This is a genomic window from Dietzia lutea, assembly GCF_003096075.1.
Lineage (GTDB): Bacteria > Actinomycetota > Actinomycetes > Mycobacteriales > Mycobacteriaceae > Dietzia > Dietzia lutea.
Genome location: NZ_CP015449.1, coordinates 148,751 through 168,602 on the forward strand (window position 1 = coordinate 148,751; position 19,852 = coordinate 168,602).

A 19,852-nucleotide genomic window follows, 5' to 3' on the forward strand; every position below is an offset into this window, starting at 1 on the left:
GCGGTGCCTCAACGTATGGCTTCTGCGTCTTGTCTAGGTCTGTGGGTTGCCGGGCGCACGACGTGACCTGCATCTGCATCCATCTGGCGCAATCCGACTGTGGCAACTCGTCACCGTGCAGCGGAGGCGGCCTGCGGGGTCGCCACCGGATGCCGGGTCAGGTCGGCCAGGCGACGGCAACATGCATCGCCGGCTCCGGCAGGATGTCGTCGAGCGCGGTGAGCATGTCTCGCACATCGCGGTCGAGTTCGAGAGCGGCCCACCGATCGTGCGCGATCACAGCTGCACCCACGTCGTCTTGAGGTTGGTGAATTTGTCGATTCCGTGCACGCTCTTGTCGGCACCGTTGCCGGAGAGCTTTCGACCGCCGAACGGCACGGATGCGTCGCCCTCCTCGAAGCAGTTCACCCAGACCAGGCCGGCGTCGAGACCGCGGGAAATCCGGTGAACACGCGTGATGTCCGAGGTCCACACCGCCGAACCAAGCCCGTAGTCCGAGTTGTTGGCGATCTGGAGGGCGTGGGCGTCGTCGTCGAACGGGATCACCGACAGCACCGGTCCGAAGATCTCATGCTGTGCCAGCCGGCTGTCCGGGTCGACCTCGTCGAAGACCGCGGGGGCCACGAAGTAACCGTCGCGATCAATCGGTTCGGTCGTGCCCGCCACCAGGTGCGCGCCGCTGTCGAGACCGCATCGAATCTCGGTCAGCACACTGTCGCGGTGATGCCGACTCGACAAGGGGCCGAACTCTACCGCCGGATCAAGAGGGTCACCGATGTTCAGATTTCCCAGCTTGGCGATGACACCGGCCACGACCTGGTCATGAATGCTGCGGTGCACAAGTAGCCGCGATCCCGCGGTGCACATCTGGCCGGAGTTGAACCAGATCGCCCACGCGGCGGTGGTGATGGCCTTCTCCAGGTCGGGGGCATCGGGGAAGATGATGTTGGCGGACTTCCCACCCAGTTCGAGCCACACGGTCTTGGCATTGGATTCCCCCGCGTTCTTGAGCAACTGCTTGCCCACGGCGGTGGAACCGGTGAACGTCAGGCAGTCCACCTCGTTGTGCAGGGCCAGGGCCTGACCCGCTACCGCTCCGCCGGTGACGACCTGGAACACACCGGCCGGCAGCCCGGCCAGCGCTCCCAGCTCCGCCAAGCGCAGCGCCGAGAGCGGCGTCTGACTCGCGGGCTTGAGGATCAACGAGTTACCGGCCACCAGCACTGCGGGAATCTTGAAGCAGGCCAGCGTCATCGGGAAGTTCCACGGTGTGATCGCGGCCACGACACCGACGGGTTCGCGGGTGACCAGCGCCACGGAATCCGGGCGTCCGCGCGGAGACTCGTCCATCAGCTTGTCGGCGTATTCGCCGTACCAGCGGATCAGGTTGATACTCGTGCGCATCTCGATCTGCCAGGAGTGGGAGATGGGCTTTCCCATCTCGAGTGAGATCAGTAGAGCCATCTCATCGCGGTGCCGGTCGAGCAGATCGGCCCAGCGGATCAGGATGTCGCCACGCTCGCGTGGTGAAAGCCGGGACCACACGCCGCTGCGGAAGACCTTGCGCGCCACCGACACCGCACGGTCGGCGTCGTCGACACCGGCGTCGGGGATCTCGACGAGGGGTTCACCGTCACGGGGCGAGATCACCGCCCGACGGGTTCCGTCGCGTGAATCAACGCCTTCACCGTCGACCCACATCTGGGTGGGGATCGTCAGTGTGGCCGCCAACTTCGCCCAGTGGTCGGGGTCAGAGCTGAAGGTGGATGAGGTGCTCATGATCGGTGCGTCCCTGTGGTGGATCCGGTGGTGGACAGTGCGTGATTGTCGCGACGGTGCATCCGATCGCGTGCGGCAGCGACCAACCAGTCGATGCTGGGGTCAGGGTCGGTTTGCCACTCGGGATGCCACTGGACGCCCAGGACCGGGTGGTCAGGGATCTCGATCGTCTCCGCCACACCGTCGGCGGTGCGTCCGCTGACCACGAGATCGCGTCCCGGGGTATCGACACTCTGGTGATGCCATGAGTTGCGGACCAGTTGTTCGCCGAAAAGCCGACGGGCGAGGGTGTTTTCGAAGAGATCGATCACATGGTTCGGAGCCCCGGCAGAGGGCGCCGCCGCGGCCGCATAGTGCTCAATCTCCCCGGCAGGGAGGTCAGAGATGAGCGTTCCACCGCGGGACACGTTCAATACCTGGGCCCCGCGACAGACTCCCAATAGCGGGATCGACCGGTCCACGGCGGTGCGAGCCAATGCTATTTCAGACCGATCCCGGTTGAGATCATAACTGTTCGCAGCTTCCGTATTCGGGGCCAAGCGGTCTTCGGCATAGTCGGGGCGTCCCCAGCATGAGGGATGAACGTCCTGGCCCCCGGTGATCAGCACACCGTCGAGTCGATCGGCGACCATCTCTGCCTCCGCCTGATACGGGAGGTAGATCGGTATGCCCCCGGCTGCGGCCACACATTCAGCATAATCGTTGAATACGATATCGATTTCCACACTGCTGTAGCGCAAATCCATGTCGCGGATCACCGATGCCGACAGTTTGCGGCCGGTGATCCCGATTAATGGCCGGGCTTTCATGCGTCTGCTCCAATCGCGACGAGTGTGCGAGTGCCGTCACCAGAAGCCATCTCCGCGAATCCGGCGTTGATGTCCTCGAACGCCACGGTGCTGCTGATCATGCCGTCGAGGTCTAGTCGGTTCTGCTCGTACATCGACACAAAGCTATGGATGTCCGTACGGAATCGGTTGCTTCCCATGAAGCAACCCTGCAGCGTTTTCTCAGTGAAGATGAGGTCGCTTCCGTCGACTTCGATGGGTGGGTTAGCGGGGACCATTCCGACAACTGTGGCTGTGCCACCGGGTGCCAGCATCGCCACCGACTGGGCGACGGTGCGGGCATTACCGACCGCTTCGAACGCGAAGTCGACTCCGCCCCCGGTCAGCTGACGCACGACCTCGACAGGGTCGTCGACTCGAGCGTTGACTGTGGCCGAGGCGCCGCACGCCGCCGCACGCGCCAATTTCCCGTCGACGACGTCGACCGCGATGATGCTCGCTGCGCCACAGACGCGTGCGGCCTGGATGGCGGCAATCCCGATGCCGCCTGTGCCGATAACCGCCACTGTGGCACCGGGGGGTACTTGGGCACGGTGGACGACCGCGCCGTATCCCGTGGTGACCGCACAACCCAGGATGCTGGCTTGCGCTAAGGGCATCGACGAGGGGATCACCGCGAGCGCGTTCTGATGCACCACACACTGCTCGGCGAAGGCACCGATGCCGGCGGTCGGACGTACTGATACTCCTGCGGTATTGACGAGCCGTCGAGGGTTGGGGCCCTGCGATAGCGCGGAACGGTTCTCGCACAGGGTAGGGCGTCCGGCGGTGCAGTAGCGACAGCGGCCGCAGAACACCGACAGACAGGTCACAACGTGGTCGCCGGGTTCGATGCCTAGGACATGTGCCCCGACCTCTTCGACCACACCGGAAGCCTCATGCCCCAGTAGGATCGGCACTTCGGTGGGGAATGTCCCGTCCATCTCGTGCAGGTCTGAGTGGCACAACCCGGCATAGGCGATCCGGACACGTACCTCATCGGCCGCCGGTGCGGCCAGTGTCAGTCGTTCGATGTCGAGTTTGCCGGGGGCTGAGTTGAGGACCGCGGCCCGGATCAGCTCGGTCATCTCACACCAACTCGAAGTAGCGGGTTAGCTCCCAGTCGGTGATGGGAGACTCCGGCTCTCCGCCGTGATTGTGGTACTGCCTCCACTCCCAACGCTTGCGGCCGATCCAGTAGTCCACGAATTCTTCGCCCAGGACTGAACGCAGCACCGTGTCATTCTCCAGAATGGTCAGTGCCTTGCCGATCGTGTCGGGCAGTCGCTCCACCAGGCCGTCGGGAAGTCCGTAGGCCACTCCGACGAACGGTTCCGGCGGCTCGATGGCGTTCTGCAAACCGTTGAGCCCGGAAGCGAGGATTGCGGCGAGAACCACGTACACATTGGTGTCTGCTCCGGGTACCCGGTATTCGATGCGCGATTGCTTCGGATGGTCCACGACGGCGCGGATAGCGGTGGTCTTGTTGGCGACCCCCCAGGTGACCGTAGAGGGTGGTCCCTCAAAATCTGCGACTCGTCGGTAGGACGTGATCCATGGAAAAGCCAGGGCAGTCGTGGGCGCGACGGTCTCCATGACTCCGCCGAGGAAATGCCTGAGGTCGTCGGAGATACCCTCCGATGCATAGAATGCGTTGCTGCCATCGGACTTAGCCAGTGACAGGTTGATGTGGGAGGCCTGTCCGTATGCGTCACACCACTTCGCGATAAATGTGACCGTTCGGCCCAGTTCGAAGGCCACCTCGCGCATGACCTGCCGTACTCGAGTCCAGGAGTCACACGCGTTGACAGGGTCAGTGATGGAAATGTTCACCTCGACCTGTCCGACGGCCGCTTCGTCGTTACAGGCGTCCCATGCGATCCCGAGCTCGTCGAGTCGGTCTGATACCGCGGCCATGTATTCATGCCAGCGGTCGTCCTTAGTCATGTTGTAGCAGAAGCCAGCACTGCCGCCCAATGGGGTTAGGTCGCGAAAGCCCTTGGCGCGCGCAGTGTAAATGTCCTCCTCGAACACCGTGGCCTCGATCTCGATTGCCACTTTGGCGGTGTAGCCGGCATCCTTGATGCGCTCGTACGCGCGCTGCAGCATTCCTCGAGGGCACACGGACAGAGGATTTCCGAGCCGGTCGTGGAAATTCCCGAGAACCGATGCCTCGTTTGGTGACCACTGTACCAGTGTCGACAGGTCGGGCTTGAGGAAGACGTCGACCATGTCGCCGCGCCAGGATGGCCAGGCGAATCCGAACTCCGGGTTGTTGTGCAGATCCGAGCCGAACACCAGATCGACGAACCCGACGCCTGAGTCCAGGGTGCCCACGGCCTTTGCCGGCGAGAGGGCTTTGCCGATTAATCCGGAGTCCAGGCTTGTCCCCTCGGTTCGGACTCGTCGGATGTTGTGGCTGTTCAACCACTGCGAAAGGTCGGTCTGCGAAATGTGATCAGCCATGATACTGCACCTTCCATGAAGCGCCGGCCATCGCGGAAAGCTGCGGGAGCGTTCCGCGGACCCGCAGTTTGCCGGCAAAGAGGAGATCAAAGAACGAGTCCATACCGGCGAACAGCCGCTGCAGGTCGGCGGGATGAGCGTGGATCTCGTACGTGGATGCACCGTGACCGAGCACCAGTTCCTGTCCGTCGGAGGACACGACGACGAGTTGCTCCGGTAAGCCCGCGTCGTCTGAGACGGAATCCCAGAACTCTTCGGCGCATTCAGGCCACTCTTTCAACGGCGGGTTGAGAATTGCAGAGAGGTCGTAGACCAGCTCGTCGACGTCGGTCCCCTCGGGCTCACTCAAGCGGATTCGGTAGAGGTCGTCTGGTGCAAGGACGAGGTGGGTCGTGTATTCGTCGGCGATCCCATGGGCGACCGTGGCTCCGCCAGGGCTGAACGTGATGGTGGCCTTGCGCGGCGTATCGGCGACGGTGACGGCGGCGACCACGTTCTCGCGTCCGAGGTTGCGCAACCGCGACAAGCTCAGTTGGTCATTGCGACCGATACGGAGGATATGCCCCAGGGAAAGGACGAATGGAGTGGGATCGTGTTCGACATCGACCTCGAACACCGCCGTACTGCTGAGTGTTGTCATGTTGTCAGAGTCCGTTCTGCTTCGGCCGACTTGACCTTGGGCGATCAGAGGAATGGAGCACGATCACTCCGAGGCACGGGTGGGCCGCAGGCCAGCTCCGAGTCGGTGGCCCCATGAGGAGTCTCCAGTGTCGTGCGTACAGCTACGGCCGCTCAGTTCTCAGTTGCCGTGTTAGTCGACTGACTAACAGTGAAGACCATCACGTTCTCGATGTCAATAGCACTATCGGGTTGACCCGTTTTGACTAGCGGACTAACATTCGTCGACCTCGCTTTGCTGCGGCGATCTGAGGAGCGCACGCCACGCCCGGCGGGGGTTGATCCACACGCGGTCCGGATGATTAACCAACTCAGGCACCGCCGCTGGCGCTCTCGGAGCAGCCTCCGATTTCTCCGGAAGGGCACCGTTGGTCCCGTCAAGCGACCTCCGGCTTTCCGCGACTCGGGCAGGATTGAAGCGATCACCACCGGTCCAGGCTCTTCAACCGGCGATCGTTGCGCGCCTGCTGTCCTGCTGCGCTTCCGAGTCTGAGTAGCGGCCGGGACTCACGCACGCTGTACGACCGCCGACGTGCAAAGGGGGAGAAGCACAAGCGGGCGTTGATCGCGCGCCGACGGCACCCCCGCCCGAGGTGGCCTGCCGGGTGCTGGCCTCACCCGGGCTTACCGCGCCAACGCCCTGTTCGACGCGCACCGCGACGACCGGAGAGTTCGGCTACCGGTTCCTGGTCGACAAAGCCCGCGAAACCGGCGAGCCGATGGCCGAACGTACCACCTGGAAGATCTGCTCACAGCAGGGCTGGTGGTCGGCGTTCGCCGACGAACGCAGCAAGAACGGCAGTAAGCCCGGTCCGCCGGTGCACGACGACCTCTGCGCGGTGACCGATCGGCACGGCGCGATCCGCCACGAGTTCCGCGCCCAGGCACCGAGCCGATTGTGGCTCGCGAACGTTTCCCCGCACGCGGGAGGTAGCCCCTCCGAGCAATGGACCGGCGAGGGCAGGCTGTACCTCTGCGATCAAGGACGTCTACTCGAACCGGATAGGCGGCTATTCGATCTACTCACGGATGAAGTCCCGGCTGGCTGTCGAAGCGCTGAACAACGCGGCCTCTCGCCGTCAGCAAGCCGGCGGAGGTGTTGCCGGCTGTGCCTTCCCGCACCGACCGCGGGTCCCAGCTGGCGCAGCCGGGAGTTCGTCCACGCGATCGACCGGCACCACATGGTCGGGTCGATGGGTCGCCCGGGCGAGGCTGGAGACAACGCCACAATGAAGTCCTGGTTCGCCGTGCCGCTGAAGAACGTCCCCGACCGCCGCGCTGGGCCACCCGTGAGGAGTTACGGGGCGCGATCGTCACCTGGACGAGAGGACCTACCACCGCCGTCGCAGGCAGTCAGCCTGAGCGGGTCAAGACCGGTCGAATACGAGCTGATCATGACCACAATCGCTACCCAGGCGGGCCGAACCGCCACTGGAACCTGTCTGTGCAGCAGTCCCGAGAACCCTCAGCCGGACAAGGTTCGCCCCCGGCCATCAGCCGGTCGGCATCCAAACGCCGCGCGAGGATTGAGGCTGGCCGTCAACGCGATGAGAAGTGGCAGTCTGTGTCGGTCAGCACCTGCCAGCCGCCAGCGAGGGCGAACGGTGGTGTCGATAGGGTGGTCGGTACGAGTCTTCGGGGTGAAGGACTCCTTTGGCGGACATACTGAACACGTCCCTTCCCGCTGCCGTTCTCCGTTCTACATGCGGATTCGAGGTACCATGGCATAAAGCATCCCCACGTTAGTCTGCCGACCAACTAATTTCCCGAACTGCACTGAAAGGAACCCTGCCGCAACGGGCGGAGGCACGAATGGCTCGTATAACCGAAGAGCAACGTCGACTGGACCTGATCAATGCCGCTATCGAGGTCATCGCCGAGAAAGGCGTCGCTGGTGCCACGACACGGCGGATCGCGGAGCGGGCAAACTCACCGCTGACGATGATCCACTACTGCTTCGGCACCAAGGAAGACCTGTTCTACGCGATCTTCGAGCACATGGCGGTTAAGCACTTCGGTGAGAGGATTCACGTGCGCCCCGCGGTGGGTCTGGGGCGGGCGGCCGCGACGGTCGTGCGTCAAATCGGTAAGTGGGCTTCTGAGGTCGGCCCACTCGCCCAGACAGAGGTCGAACTCATGTCATGGATGGTCCGTCAGGACACGGAAAAGGCCCGCATGATCTACAACATGACTCTCGAGGTGTTCGCCGCGAAGCTGCGAGTGGGGCTTCGCCCAGATGACGACAAGCATCTGGTCGACGTCATCGCGCGAATTATCGCGTCCTATGGTGACGGCTCCGTGCTGCAGAATCTCACCTATGCGGACAAGGCATCATACGAACTGTGTCTGGATTCGATGGCCGAAGCTCTCGAGCGATTGGCAGACGCGCACCGGATCGTGCCAGCGGCCGCGATCCTCTGAGTGGGGCGACTGGCGTCTCGGCTTGGCGCAGGCCGGCCCGCAGGAAGACTTGGTCATTTGAACAGCCGCATCGCCGATAGAGCGTAGGCGGCAGACCGCGGATTTCAAGGCCCACGACCTGGTCATCGCCCATCTGGCCACTTCGTTCACGACCCTCGCTGCCGTCAGCTTCCTGCGGCATCGCACCTAGATCTCACACCCACAAGGGCACGAAACCTGCGCCTAATCCCCCACCGTAGGCCGCGAGTCGGCGCCGCCGTCGGCCTCCGTACGTGAGCAGGATCGCGAGAAAAGTGTTGACAATCACAAAGTGATGCGCTTCACTGTTAGTCGTCCGACTAATAACTTCGCGCGGCGGACGGTACCGCCTAATCGTGCTCACATGGCATTGGAGACTCACCATGGGCCTGACCACCCTTGAACCCACGTCCTCAGTCGAAGAGGTCGTCTCTGTCATCGAACGTGACGGTGGCGTCATCATCCGCGACTTCTGCGATGCCGCGACGCTGGCCGGAATCAAGGCCGATCTCGGACCGATACTCGAGTCATTGCCGTTCGGGATCGACCCAGAGTTTTCTGGAACTAAGACCCGTCGTCTCGGTGGGATCTTCAAGCACACCCGGCACGCCGATCCGATCATCCGTAATCCTCTCTACCGTGAAACAGCCGAGCGGTTCCTCTGCATTCCCGAGTTGATCTGGGTAGGCGACGATCGGCTCGAGGTTGCCCCGACGATCCAGGTGGGGGTTACCCAGCTGATCTCCATCCACCCCGGCGAAGGCGCCCAGCCGCTGCACCGCGACGACTCTGTGTGGCAGTGGCGGCATGTGGAGGGAGGCCGCCAGGCCCGCGTGCAGATCATGGTCGCGGTCAGCGACTTCACGGCCGATAACGGGGGAACCCTTGTCATCCCCGGCAGCCACCGATGGGACGACGAACGCGCCCCCGGGCGCGACGAAGCCGTGTCGACGGTGATGCCCGCCGGCTCGGCACTCATCTTCATCGGCGGCACCTATCACGGCGGCGGTAACAATCACACTGACGACCCCAGGATCGGGCTGACCATGAGCCTGGATTTGGGATATCTGCGCCAGGAAGAGAACCAGTATCTGACCATTCCTGTCGAGCAGGCACGTGAGCTGCCGACGGACATCCAGAAGATCATCGGCTACCAGGGATGCCCTCCCACCATGGGATGGGTCGAAACGGACGGGGTGATGCGCGATCCTCACGTCCTGCTCGAGGAGGAAGCCCCTTCGTCACAGGTAGTTCTTGGCAGCAAGTCGGCCTCCTGATCAGGATGGACAGCACCCAAAGAAGGATAAGAAACCCCATGACTGGTATCACTGCACACCCCGGTATCGCCCACGTTTCCCGAGATACTCCTGTCGCCGACATCATGGAGATCTTCCAACGCGACGGTGGCGTGGTGATCAAGCAATTCGTCACCGGCGACCAGATCGAGGCCGTAAACCAAGAGGTTGAGCCACAGATGGCCGCACTGGCTGCCGGCTCCACTCACGACGACGAGTTCGCTGCCGCCTTCCATGGTGCAAACACCAAGCGCCTTACGAACCTGGTCACGCACTCCGCGGCATTTCGTCAACTGCTCGATGACGACCTGCTGCACAACCTGTGCGAGGTGGCCTTCGCCGATTCCGGGTCCTTTCACATCAACAGCCAGCAGCTAATCGAGATCGGCCCGAACAGCGACGCTCAGCTGCTGCACAGGGATCTCGAAAACTGGTGGCCGTTCGTTGGAATGGGACCAGCAGGACCGGAAGTGGTCGTCAACTTCCTCGTTGCGCTTACCGACTTCACAGAAGAAATGGGTGCCACGCGAGTTATCCCCGGGAGCAACCACTGGAGTGACTTCAGTGATCGCGGCACCCCCGAGCAGACGGTTCCCGCCGTCATGCGCGCGGGCGACGCTCTCTTTTTCAGCGGCAAGACCGCCCACGGCGGAGGAGCGAATGCGACCTCAGATGCGTACCGACGTGGTCTCGCGCTCTCACTCTGTCCGGGATTCCTTGTCGGCGAAGAAGCCTATCCATTCATCGTCGACATGGACGTCGCGCGGCAACTTCCTGCCCGAGTGCAGCGCCTCATCGACTTCCGCTCACACTACCCGACCGGATCCCCCGGACTTTGGCAGGTCGACTACTCAGAACTTGCCGACTATCTCCAGCTCTGAAGACGAGTGCGCCTTGGCGACCCGCACGTCGTCATGGGAGCTGATGGACTTCCCTAATGTGTCGCCCTGATCGCCGCAGCCGAGGGAGCTCGGTCGCGGCCAAACGGGTGACCGGAAGCACGATACGCACCCAGTGCGCCGCCCCAAGAACTACGAGCCGGAGTCAATCTGGATCTGTGAGGGGCGCGTCTCTACTCCAGAGCGTTGGGCTCTGACGATGACCCTCCCCGATCGGCTCGCGGTCGCAAACTGTGTGCGTCATCGACTTGGCGCAAAAGAACACGGGTGTTCGCTCACTTGCTACGCGTGTTTGTGGCGCCCCGAAGGAGAGGAATCAACATGTCAACAAAAATCGCTGTCGTCGGGACCGGGAAGATGGGCAGTGCGGTCGCGCGGTTCCTGGCGGGCACGGGGGCGACAGTACGGGCCTGGAACCGGTCGCCAGCGAAGGTCGAGCCGTTGGTGGCACATGGTGTGATCGCCGAGGCCGACGCGGTCGACGCAATCACGGCGAGTGACCTGATCGTGCTTCTCGTGCTCGACTATGGCACCGCGCGCGAGGTTCTCGACCGAGTTACGGGCGAGGATCTCGCCGGCCGGACCATCGTTGGCGCGATGACGGGGAGCTCTCATGATGCGATCGCCCTTGCGGAGTACGTTCATGGCCGCGGCGGCCGCTATCTTGATGCGGCGCTGGAGATGTACCCGGTCAACATCGGCACTCGTGAGGGATTGATCAACTTCGGAGGTGACCTTGATGCCTGGGATGAGTGGCGAGCACTGCTTGATCCTCTCGCCGGCACTTCGGTCTTCTTAGGCACGGATCCCGCACTCCCCGCGTATGCGGACGCGGCGCTCGCCGGCGGATTCTTCAACGTTGCGATGGGGGGCTTCTTGGAGGCCGCGTCATTCGCAACGCGGGTCGGGTTGTCCCTCGAAGACCTTCGTCCCTTCGTTCGCGTGGCACTCGCGCTGCTCGAAGATCACCTGCTCAACCATGCGATTCCGGCGATCGATTCCGGCGACTTCTCGACCGATCAGGCCACCGTCGCTGTGTATTTACGAGCGGTACGGATTTGGCGTGAGGAGATGATCGCCGCGGGTCAGCGAGCCGGACTGATGACAGCCAACCTCCACAACCTGGAGATCGCCGAGTCTGCCGGATACGGCGCCAGCGCCATTTACGCAGAGTACCTAACCAGCCGAGCATAATGCCCAGCTCGCGAAGGAATCGAGACACCATGTCCAGCACGGTCTTGCAACGCAAGCTCTGCCCAATGGTTGACTTCCTCCTGCACGAGTAGCTCAACGTGACCGCGCTCGTGAAGCGACCGTACTTCGCGGAGCACTCCAGGGAGACGATCGACGCACTCCTCGTCGCCGCATCGCACATGGCCGCTTACTACTTCGTACAGCTCTACCGGCAAGCGGGCGCGGAAGTGGCCACGCCCGGCGACGCGGAAGGTGGGGCGGGACAATGACCGGGTGCGTCGGCGACGACTACCGGGCGGCGGTCGAGATGATTTACCCGGGCTGGCGAGACCTTTTCCTTCGGCGAGGATGCTTCGGAGTACTTGCTCCCCTCGTGTAGTGAGTGCGCTCACTCTGAGCGAGGGCCGTCAGGCGACGCGCTGGCCTGAGTTGGACCTCTTGATGGGGTTTCGGGGCCACCGGTGTTCATCGTTGCTGGTCAGCGGAATTCAGGTCGGAGGTTCGGGGCACTAGCCGGGCTGTAGTTTGGGGGTGTGAGCCCGTTCGTGCGGAAGGTGAAGACGTCGTCGGGAGCGACGGCTGTGCAGATCGTGGAGAAGGTCCGCGGTCAGCGCAGGATCTTGGAGCACATCGGATCCGCGCACACCGAGGGCGAGCTGGCGGCGTTGATCGCGGTGGCCAGGGGCAAAATCCACGCCGGTCAACAGTCCCTGGACCTGGGCTTGGGACCGGAGGCGCAAGTTCGTTCCGGCGGGGATGCGGTAGTGCGCCGACACTCCAGCGAACTGCTGTGGCAGACGTTGACCAGCACCTTCGACGCACTCGGGTTCGATGCCGTTGCCGACGAGACGTTCAAGACGCTGGTGTGCGTCCGGCTGGTCGAGCCGACCAGCAAGCTCGATACACCTCGCGTCCTGGACGACATCGGCGTTGATGCTCCGCATCTGTCGAGCATCAAGAGGGCACTGGCTCGTTGCGTCGAACGCGATTACCGTACTGTGCTGGCAACCGCGTGCTGGGAGCATGTCACCGCCGCCGGCGGCCCGGGCGTCGCCCTGGTGCTGTACGACCTGACCACGCTGTACTTCGAGGCCGAGAAGGAAGACGGCCTGCGCAAGGTCGGCATGAGCAAGGAACGCCGCGTCGACCCGCAGATCACCGTCGGTCTGCTGGTGGCCCGGGACGGGTTTCCGCTGGATATTCACGTCTTCGAGGGCAACAAGGCCGAGACGAAGACGTTGATCCCGGTCATCACGGCCTTTCAGCAGCGCCATGACATAGCCGACATGGTTGTCGTCGCCGATGCGGGCATGCTGTCGGCGGCGAACCTCAACGCCCTAGAGGATGCCGGTCTGTCGTTCATCGTCGCCTCCCGCACCTCGAAGGCCCCGAAAGAGCTCGAGGACCACTTCGGCCGCCGTGGCAACGCCATCGATGACGGCGAGGTCGTGGAGCTGACCCGCCCGATGGGCCAAGGTCGGGATCGGCGCGACCGCAGGGCGGTGTGGCACTACAAGTGGCAACGCGCTCAGCGGGATCGCCGCACGCTCAACGCGCAGATCGACCGCGCCCAAAGGGTCGCTGACCGGGCGGAACCGCTGAAGAAGCAGCGATTCGTGAAGGTCACCGGCCAAACCGTCGCCCTGGACGAGGCGCTCATCGAACGAGCCCGACAGTCCGCTGGCTACAAGGGCTACGTCACCAACATCGACCCGAAGACCATGGATGGCCACGCCGTCGTAGCCGCCTATCACGACTTGTGGAAGGTCGAGCAGTCGTTCCGAATGGCCAAATCGGATCTGAAAGCACGGCCGATCTTTCACCGCACCCGCGACTCGATAGAAGCACACCTGACCATCGTCTTCGCGGCCCTCGCGATCGCCCGCCACCTGCAGAACCGCACCGGCATGTCGATCAAGAAAATCGTGCGGATCCTGCGTCGGATCCACACCGTCATCATCGACGTCGACGGCCACGAACTCACCGTCCGAACTCCGCTGGACGACGAGGCCCAAGCCATCACCAGCGCCATTTCAGCGGGGCACTAAGGAGGTCCAACTCAGGGCTGGGTGACGGCCGCCGCGAGTTCCCGGAGTTCGGTGACTCCCGCGGGGGCCAGGAGTGGTGATCCGAGGGCCTCGAGAGCCTTGGTTGTGGCCGCAGAGATGAGGCGTTCGACCTGTTCGACCGCACCGCTCGCGGCGATCGTGTCCTGCGCGACGGCAATTGTCCGCGTACAGGGTGACGTGTCGTGCGGCGTACAAGCTCACGTGTCGGTGTCCGGCTGGGGTTTATGGTGCCGGTTCTTCGGCGGTGCTGACAAGGTCTGCCCGGTCTTTGAGCCGGTAGGACGGACCGTTGATGGCGATGACCTCGCAGTGGTGCAGGAACCGGTCCAGGATGGCGGTGGCCAGGACCTCGTCTCCCAGGACAGTGCCCCATTCGGCGAAGGTTTTGTTGCTGGTGATGATCGTCGAGCCCTTCTCGTAGCGGCGTGAGACCAGCTGGAAGAACATGTTGGCCTCTGCGCGGTTGAGTGGGAGATAGCCGACTTCGTCAATGACCAGCAGTGACGGTCGGGCCAGGCTGGAGAGTTGCTTGGGCAGGGTGCCGAGGCTGTCGGCCTTGCGCAGCTTGCGGACCAGGTCGTCGAGGGTGGTGTAGTAGATCGAGTGACCGGCCCGGCATGCAGTCACTGCCAGTGCCACGGCGATGTGGGTCTTGCCCACGCCGGGCGGGCCGAGCAGAGCGATGTTGGCTTTGCGTTCGACGAACTCCATCGCCGCGAGATCCTTCAAGCGCCTGGCATCGACGCCAGGTTGGAACGCGAAGTCGAAGTCTTCCAAGGTCTTGTGGTGAGGCAGCCCGGAGAGCTTGAGCGCGTTGCGGAACCGGCCCGACTCCCGGTGGGTGACCTCCTCCTCGAGCAGCTGGTCGAGAAAGTCCAGGTAGCCCAGTTGCGACTGCTCGGCTCGGGTCGCGGCGTCAGCGGCGCTGGCGGCCATGTGCGGCAGCTTGAGCCGCTGCGCGGCGGCAGTGATCCGACTGATGACGAACTCGCTCACGACGCCTCACTCGCCATCAGCTCGTAGGACGCCAACGGCCGCCGGATATCGGGAACCGGGTCCATCGAGGCCAGATAGTGCGCCAGCACCGAGGACGATTCCTCCGGCCTGGCAGATGCCCCGGCCCGGTCGGGCTCGGTGTGACAGACGGCGCGGCCGGCCCCGTCGGGCAGGCCGTCCCAGTGGGTGGGGTCGATGATCCACTCGTGGGACCGGCCGCCACGCCGATGGACCGCCAGCTCCTGGGCGGGGTCCTCCAGGCGGCAGACTGTGATGCGGTTGGCTGTGGCGCGGACCAGGACCTTCTGCCTCGCCGTCACCTGGGAGGCAGGAACCGAGTAGTGGTCGGACTCGAACGAGATCAGACAGTCCTTGCCCACCGTGCGCACGTGCTCATCGAAGATCTCGTACTCCGTAGCCGGAAGCGGGCCCAGTGCGGCGTGATCGGTTGCGGCGGCCTCGGCGATGACTTGCCCGTGCGTGCGATGGACTTGGCCGCGGCGGATCTTCACCCACCGGGCGAACGCGGCATCGGCATCGCCGACCGAGCGGAACCGGCGACCGGCCACGACGTGGTCACGCACGATATCGACCTGCCGCTCCACCCGGCCCTTGCCGGTGGGCCGGTAGGCGGCCAACACATCGATGTCGTACCCGTAGTGGCCGGCGAACGCGGTGGCTGCGGCGGTGACCGGGACTGCCTTGCCCGGGGCCACGTGGCGGCGCACCACGGTCTTGAGGCGGTCGTAGACGATCGCTGCCGGGACTCCGCTGAAGTGGTCGAAGGCCCGCCGGTGGCAGTCGAAGAACGTCGCGGCATCCATCGAGGTCACGAAGCAGCAGAACGGATCTCGCGAGTACGACAGCGTCATGTGGAACGAGTAGACGCGCACGCCGGTGCCCAGCAGGTCCCCCTCATCGCCCCAGTCGACCTGGGCCTGAGCCCCGGGCAGGGTGGCAATGCGCCGGTGCAGACTCCCCGCTCCGGGTTCGTCGAGGCCGAGCTCGGCGCGGATCTGAGGGCGGCGGGAGCGGCAGTAGGTTTTGACCCGCTGATAGTGCACATGCACGTCGTGCTCGTCGGCGAGACGCTCGCAGATCACGGTGGCCTTGAGGTCGATGCAGGCTCGCAGCATCGCATCGATCAGCGCTGCGATTACCTCGGTGATGGCCACCTTCTGCGTGCCCTTGCGCGAGGGCGCCGACGGGGGCGCCGTCGGGGAATCCTCGGCCAGGTACTTGCGTACCGTGCGCCAGTCACAGCCGCACTCGCGACCGATCTCGGCGTACGTCATGCCGGTGGCATGCAGCTGTTTGAAACGTCGGATATTCATCCAGGACTCCTGATCCGCCGATCATGGGGGTGGGCCACCCTTCGGAAATCGTCAACTTGCCGGAAGACGACTCCAAGGGTGGCCCACCCACCTCGGCGAACAACTACGGAACACCGAACACCGACCTACATATGAACCTGTCCCCAAACCGACGTATCAAGGTGTACGCGGACAGCAATCGCCGCGTCCGTGGCGGCCTGGTCCCCGAGCACCGCGTCGAGCGATTCGCGCCCGCGTGCGTCGAGCACGCGTGTCGCGAGGGCAACCAGGGTGGTGCGCTTGCCCTCGCGAAGGTCGTCACCGCTTGGTTCGCCAGTGACGGCGGGGTCGCCGAAGACGCCGAGCAGGTCATCACGTAGCTGGAAGGCGACGCCGAGTGGCAGCCCGAAGGCGCGCAGGACGTCGAGCTGCTCGTCACTCGCTCCGCCGAGCGCCGCGCCGATCGCGAGAGGGGCTTCAATCGAGTATTTCGCGCTCTTGTAGATGATGAACCGATACGCGCGGTCGACGTGTTCCGACTCGGGGCGCGCGTCGACCACGCGCTTCCCTCGAGGATGTCCAGATACTGGCCCAGGGTGACTTCGGTGCGCATCTGTTTGAACTCGCGTCGTGCGCGTCGGGCGTCGGCTCGGGAGGGCAGCAGGTCAATCGATTCGTCGAGGAGCGCGTCGCTCCAGCTGAACAGGAGATCACCGGCGAGGAGCGCCGATGATCTGCCGTGGGCGTCCGCGTCGCCGGAGAACCCGCAGTGGCGGTGGTCGGTGGCGAAACGGATGTGAGCGGCTGGGCCGCCTCGGCGGGTATCGGAGTTGTCGATCAAGTCGTCGTGGATGAGCGTCGCTGCGTGATAGATCTCGAGCGCGGCGGCCACGCCGGACACGGTGTCCTCGGCGGCTACACGGTCGGCTCCGAGTCCTGCGGGGATCGCGTGGAGGCCGGCGAAACAAAAGCGGGCCCGAAGGCGCTTTCCGCCGGTGAGAAAGTCCTTTGAGATGCGCTCGACGAGCCGGACCTCGTCGCCGATCGCGAGGAAGATCGGGTTGCGGTCGGTGACGAATTCACTGATTCGATCGTCAACTCGATCGACCAGATCGATAGGAGTAGTCACCTGATCAGCCTATCGGGGCGCATGTCCGGGGCGGCCCCCAGGTTGAGCGCCGCGTCGCATGTGTGCCGGGGCGGAACAGACATCGACTGGCGAAGCATTGCGACGCTTTGTGACCTGACCGTCGGTACTCGGTCCTGAGCAGCCTGTCCTGAGTGATCGTTGACTTTACTAGCCGACCGGTCTATTAGTTAATTCATGGACAGGGAGTCGGCGGTGACTGCGCCGCGGCGGCGTGGTCGGCCGCGGAAGGACCAGACCCTTCCGGACGCTCCCCGTGCCCGGTTGCTTCGTCAGGGTGTGGCGCTGTTGACGGAGAAGGGGTTCAGTGCTCTGGGGATCGAGGAGGTCCTCGCGGCGGCTGAGGTTCCCAAGGGGTCGTTCTACTACTACTTCGACAGTAAAGAGGCGTTCGGTTTCGCGCTGATCGAGGCGTACGCCGACTACTTCGCCGCCAAGCTCGATCGCTGGTTCGAGGACCAGTCACGGACTCCGCTCGATCGCGTGCGGGCGTTCATCGCCGATGCGCGGGAGGGGATGGCTCGTCATGACTTCCGGCGGGGTTGCCTTGTGGGCAACCTGGGACAGGAGATGGGCGTCCTGCCGTCATCGTTCCGCGACCGCCTCACCGCCGTGCTCCGGGATTGGGAGGAGCGGACCACACGCTGCCTGAGGGCAGCGCAAGAGGCCGGGGAGATCTCGGCAGACGCGGACTGTGCGCGGTTGGCCGAGTTCTTCTGGATCGGATGGGAGGGCGCCGTGTTGCGCGCCAAGCTCGAACACGATCCTGCCGCGTTGGACACGTTCGCCGGGCAATTCCTGGCGATGATCGAGCACGACAACCACCAGAGACAACGATGACTGCGACGTTCAGGGCGGTACTGATCGACAGTGGCGCCAGCGGACGCACTGTAGAGGTCGCCGAGGTTTCTCCGGAGCAACTGCCGGAGGGAGACGTGACAGTCCGGGTGGCGTGTTCGACCCTCAACTACAAGGATGCGCTCGCCATCACCGGGACAGGCCCGGTTGTCCGATCCTTTCCGATGGTGCCCGGTATCGACTTCGCCGGCACGGTCGTGGAGTCCACGAATCCAGGTTTTGCGCCCGGCGATCGCGTCGTGCCGAACGGATGGGGAGTGGGGGAGCGCCACTGGGGTGGGCTTGCCGAGTACGCCCGGGTCAAGGGTGAGTGGTTGATCCCGCTCGAGGAGGCCTTCACCTTCGAGCAGGCCATGATTATCGGAACGGCCGGCTACACCGCGATGCTGTGCGTGATGGCGCTAGAGCGGCACGGGGTCAGTGCCGACTCGGGCGAGGTGTTGGTCACCGGCGCCGCCGGCGGCGTGGGAAGCGTCGCCACCGCCTTGCTGGCCAAGCTCGGCTACCAGGTTGCCGCCGTCACGGGCCGGTCCACCGAATCCGACTACCTCACCAGCCTCGGCGCGACCCGGATCCTGCCCAGATCGGACTTCACCGAGCCCGGAAAGCCGCTGGTCAAGGAACAGTGGGCCGGCGCGGTCGATGTGGCCGGCGGCCAGGTGCTCGCCAACGTCTGCGCGGGCATGAAGTACCGGTCGGTGGTCGCCGCATGCGGGCTCGCCGCCGGGATGGGCTTCCCCGCCACCGTCGCCCCGTTCATCCTCCGCGCGGTCACACTGGCCGGCATCGACAGTGTGTTGTGCCCCGTGGACGACCGACGGGAGGCCTGGCGTCGGCTCGCTACCGACCTCGACCACTCCCTTCTCGACTCGATGACACAGAAGGTCACCCTCAACGACTGCATCCCCGTTGCCGACAGGATGCTCGACGGGGCAGTGCGCGGCCGCGTCATTGTCCCCATCCCCGATAACTGACCGAAGGACTCGACGATCATGACCGATACCGCTGCCCCGAGCCGCTTTCCCATCCCCGAACTCCACGACCTGCCCGACGATATCCGGGCCAAGATCCTCACCGTGCAGGAGAAGTCCGGCTTCATCCCCAACGTCTTCCTCATGCTGGCCCACCGCCCGGATGAGTTCCGCGCGTTCTTCGCCTACCACGATGCGCTCATGGACAAGCCGGGCAATCTGACCAAGGCCGAGCGAGAGATGATCGTGGTGGCCACCTCGGGCCCCAACCAATGCCAGTACTGCGTGATCGCTCACGGTGCGATCCTGCGGATCCGTGCAAAGGACCCGCTCATCTCCGATCAGGTCGCGACGAACTACCGCAAGGCCGACATCACCGACCGGCAGAAGGCCATGCTCGACTTCGCCCTCAAGGTCTCCAACGAGGCCTACGCGGTCACCGAAGCCGATTTCGCAACGCTGGCCACCCATGGACTGACCGAGGAGGACGCCTGGGACATCGCTTCCATCTCGGCATTCTTCGGCCTGTCCAATCGGATCGCCAACGTCACCAACCTGCGCCCGAACGTCGAGTTCTACACAATGGGCCGCGGCTAACCGTCGCCACACCACGTGCCCTGTCCGGACCCGGGGCACAAGTCGCCGCGCCCCCCCGTCCCGCGCGAGACCGGTCCAATGAGCTCGCAAGCGCCGACCCTGCCGTAAGAGAGTCTGCGCTCATAGGTCGCCATCGAGTACACAGGGCCGGGCGCGGAGTACGGGCCGGGCGCGGTGGCACGCGGCCTCGTCCGCGCGGTGGCGGCCGGCGGCGAGGGGGCAGTTGTCAGTCGCCGGTGGCGTGGTGAGGCGCAGTCCTGGGGCGTGTGAAGTATGCCTAGCTGAACCCTCGTCCGTCTTGGTGATTCCGGAGACCGTCGGCGC

The 19,852-nt window shown here is 64.2% G+C and carries 18 protein-coding genes and 1 pseudogene; 9 read left to right on the top strand and 10 right to left on the bottom strand.

Features of this window, described 5'->3' with window-relative positions; genetic code table 11:
• Positions 1 to 157: 157 nt before the first annotated feature.
• Genes A6035_RS19080 through A6035_RS00660 form a run of 6 tightly spaced genes read right to left on the bottom strand, consistent with a single transcriptional unit; the run spans position 158 to position 5,712 of the window.
• Positions 158 to 280: a hypothetical protein gene (locus A6035_RS19080; RefSeq protein ID WP_268817654.1), complete on the bottom strand. Its 123-nt coding sequence runs from the start codon at positions 278 to 280 to the stop codon at positions 158 to 160.
• Entirely contained in the window at positions 277 to 1,779 is a 1,503-nt protein-coding gene (locus A6035_RS00640) for an aldehyde dehydrogenase family protein (protein WP_108846196.1), read from the bottom strand. Before A6035_RS00640 ends, A6035_RS19080 begins: the two co-directional genes overlap by 4 nt.
• Positions 1,776 to 2,588, bottom strand: a complete 813-nt coding sequence (locus A6035_RS00645) for a gamma-glutamyl-gamma-aminobutyrate hydrolase family protein (protein WP_108846197.1) — start codon at positions 2,586 to 2,588, stop codon at positions 1,776 to 1,778. Before A6035_RS00645 ends, A6035_RS00640 begins: the two co-directional genes overlap by 4 nt.
• On the bottom strand, positions 2,585 to 3,694 hold the full coding sequence (locus tag A6035_RS00650) for a Zn-dependent alcohol dehydrogenase (protein WP_108846198.1): 1,110 nt from the start codon (positions 3,692 to 3,694) through the stop codon (positions 2,585 to 2,587). Before A6035_RS00650 ends, A6035_RS00645 begins: the two co-directional genes overlap by 4 nt.
• A gap of 1 nt (position 3,695) precedes the next feature.
• Positions 3,696 to 5,072 carry a glutamine synthetase family protein gene (locus tag A6035_RS00655; protein ID WP_108846199.1) on the bottom strand — a complete coding sequence of 459 codons (1,377 nt, stop codon included), beginning with the start codon at positions 5,070 to 5,072 and terminating at the stop codon, positions 3,696 to 3,698.
• On the bottom strand, positions 5,065 to 5,712 hold the full coding sequence (locus A6035_RS00660; protein ID WP_108846200.1) for a hypothetical protein: 648 nt from the start codon (positions 5,710 to 5,712) through the stop codon (positions 5,065 to 5,067). Before A6035_RS00660 ends, A6035_RS00655 begins: the two co-directional genes overlap by 8 nt.
• A 1,850-nt stretch (positions 5,713 to 7,562) precedes the next feature.
• Here A6035_RS00660 and A6035_RS00670 point away from each other — a divergent pair.
• The 6 genes from A6035_RS00670 to A6035_RS00690 all read left to right on the top strand — a co-directional run bounded on the left by A6035_RS00670 (position 7,563) and on the right by A6035_RS00690 (position 13,625).
• On the top strand, positions 7,563 to 8,171 hold the full coding sequence (locus A6035_RS00670; RefSeq protein ID WP_108846201.1) for a TetR/AcrR family transcriptional regulator: 609 nt from the start codon (positions 7,563 to 7,565) through the stop codon (positions 8,169 to 8,171).
• 401 nt (positions 8,172 to 8,572) lie between these two features.
• On the top strand, positions 8,573 to 9,466 hold the full coding sequence (locus A6035_RS00675) for a phytanoyl-CoA dioxygenase family protein (protein WP_108846202.1): 894 nt from the start codon (positions 8,573 to 8,575) through the stop codon (positions 9,464 to 9,466).
• 38 nt (positions 9,467 to 9,504) lie between these two features.
• Positions 9,505 to 10,365 (top strand): phytanoyl-CoA dioxygenase family protein, encoded by an 861-nt coding sequence (locus A6035_RS00680; RefSeq protein WP_108846203.1) that lies wholly within the window; start codon positions 9,505 to 9,507, stop codon positions 10,363 to 10,365.
• Between the two features lie 339 nt (positions 10,366 to 10,704).
• Positions 10,705 to 11,577 carry an NAD(P)-dependent oxidoreductase gene (locus A6035_RS00685; protein WP_108846204.1) on the top strand — a complete coding sequence of 291 codons (873 nt, stop codon included), beginning with the start codon at positions 10,705 to 10,707 and terminating at the stop codon, positions 11,575 to 11,577.
• 98 nt (positions 11,578 to 11,675) lie between these two features.
• A complete protein-coding gene (locus A6035_RS18150; RefSeq protein WP_159149437.1) occupies positions 11,676 to 11,846 on the top strand; it encodes a hypothetical protein in 171 nt (56 codons plus the stop codon).
• A gap of 264 nt (positions 11,847 to 12,110) precedes the next feature.
• Positions 12,111 to 13,625, top strand: coding sequence for an IS1634 family transposase (locus A6035_RS00690; RefSeq protein WP_244192482.1), 1,515 nt, complete (start codon positions 12,111 to 12,113; stop codon positions 13,623 to 13,625).
• Positions 13,626 to 13,868: 243 nt separating this feature from the next.
• Here the strand turns inward: A6035_RS00690 and istB are convergent, their stop codons facing one another.
• The 4 genes and pseudogenes from istB to A6035_RS19370 all read right to left on the bottom strand — a co-directional run.
• On the bottom strand, positions 13,869 to 14,642 hold the full coding sequence (gene istB / locus A6035_RS00695; protein WP_162533965.1) for an IS21-like element helper ATPase IstB: 774 nt from the start codon (positions 14,640 to 14,642) through the stop codon (positions 13,869 to 13,871).
• Positions 14,639 to 15,976 (bottom strand): IS21 family transposase, encoded by a 1,338-nt coding sequence (gene istA, locus A6035_RS00700; RefSeq protein WP_108846178.1) that lies wholly within the window; start codon positions 15,974 to 15,976, stop codon positions 14,639 to 14,641. Before istA ends, istB begins: the two co-directional genes overlap by 4 nt.
• A 125-nt stretch (positions 15,977 to 16,101) precedes the next feature.
• Positions 16,102 to 16,515: a polyprenyl synthetase family protein gene (locus A6035_RS19085; RefSeq protein ID WP_108846206.1), complete on the bottom strand. Its 414-nt coding sequence runs from the start codon at positions 16,513 to 16,515 to the stop codon at positions 16,102 to 16,104.
• 65 nt (positions 16,516 to 16,580) lie between these two features.
• Positions 16,581 to 17,084: pseudogene (locus A6035_RS19370) on the bottom strand (polyprenyl synthetase family protein); the annotation flags it as partial.
• Positions 17,085 to 17,279: 195 nt separating this feature from the next.
• Here A6035_RS19370 and acuR point away from each other — a divergent pair.
• From acuR to A6035_RS00725, 3 genes are read left to right on the top strand one after another with little or no spacing between them, the layout of a single operon-like run.
• Positions 17,280 to 17,942, top strand: a complete 663-nt coding sequence (gene acuR / locus A6035_RS00715; protein WP_108846207.1) for an acrylate utilization transcriptional regulator AcuR — start codon at positions 17,280 to 17,282, stop codon at positions 17,940 to 17,942.
• A complete protein-coding gene (gene acuI / locus A6035_RS00720) occupies positions 17,939 to 18,934 on the top strand; it encodes an acrylyl-CoA reductase (NADPH) (RefSeq protein ID WP_108846208.1) in 996 nt (331 codons plus the stop codon). Before acuR ends, acuI begins: the two co-directional genes overlap by 4 nt.
• Before the next feature lie 18 nt (positions 18,935 to 18,952).
• Positions 18,953 to 19,528 (top strand): peroxidase-related enzyme, encoded by a 576-nt coding sequence (locus A6035_RS00725; RefSeq protein ID WP_108846209.1) that lies wholly within the window; start codon positions 18,953 to 18,955, stop codon positions 19,526 to 19,528.
• Positions 19,529 to 19,852 lie beyond the last annotated feature (324 nt).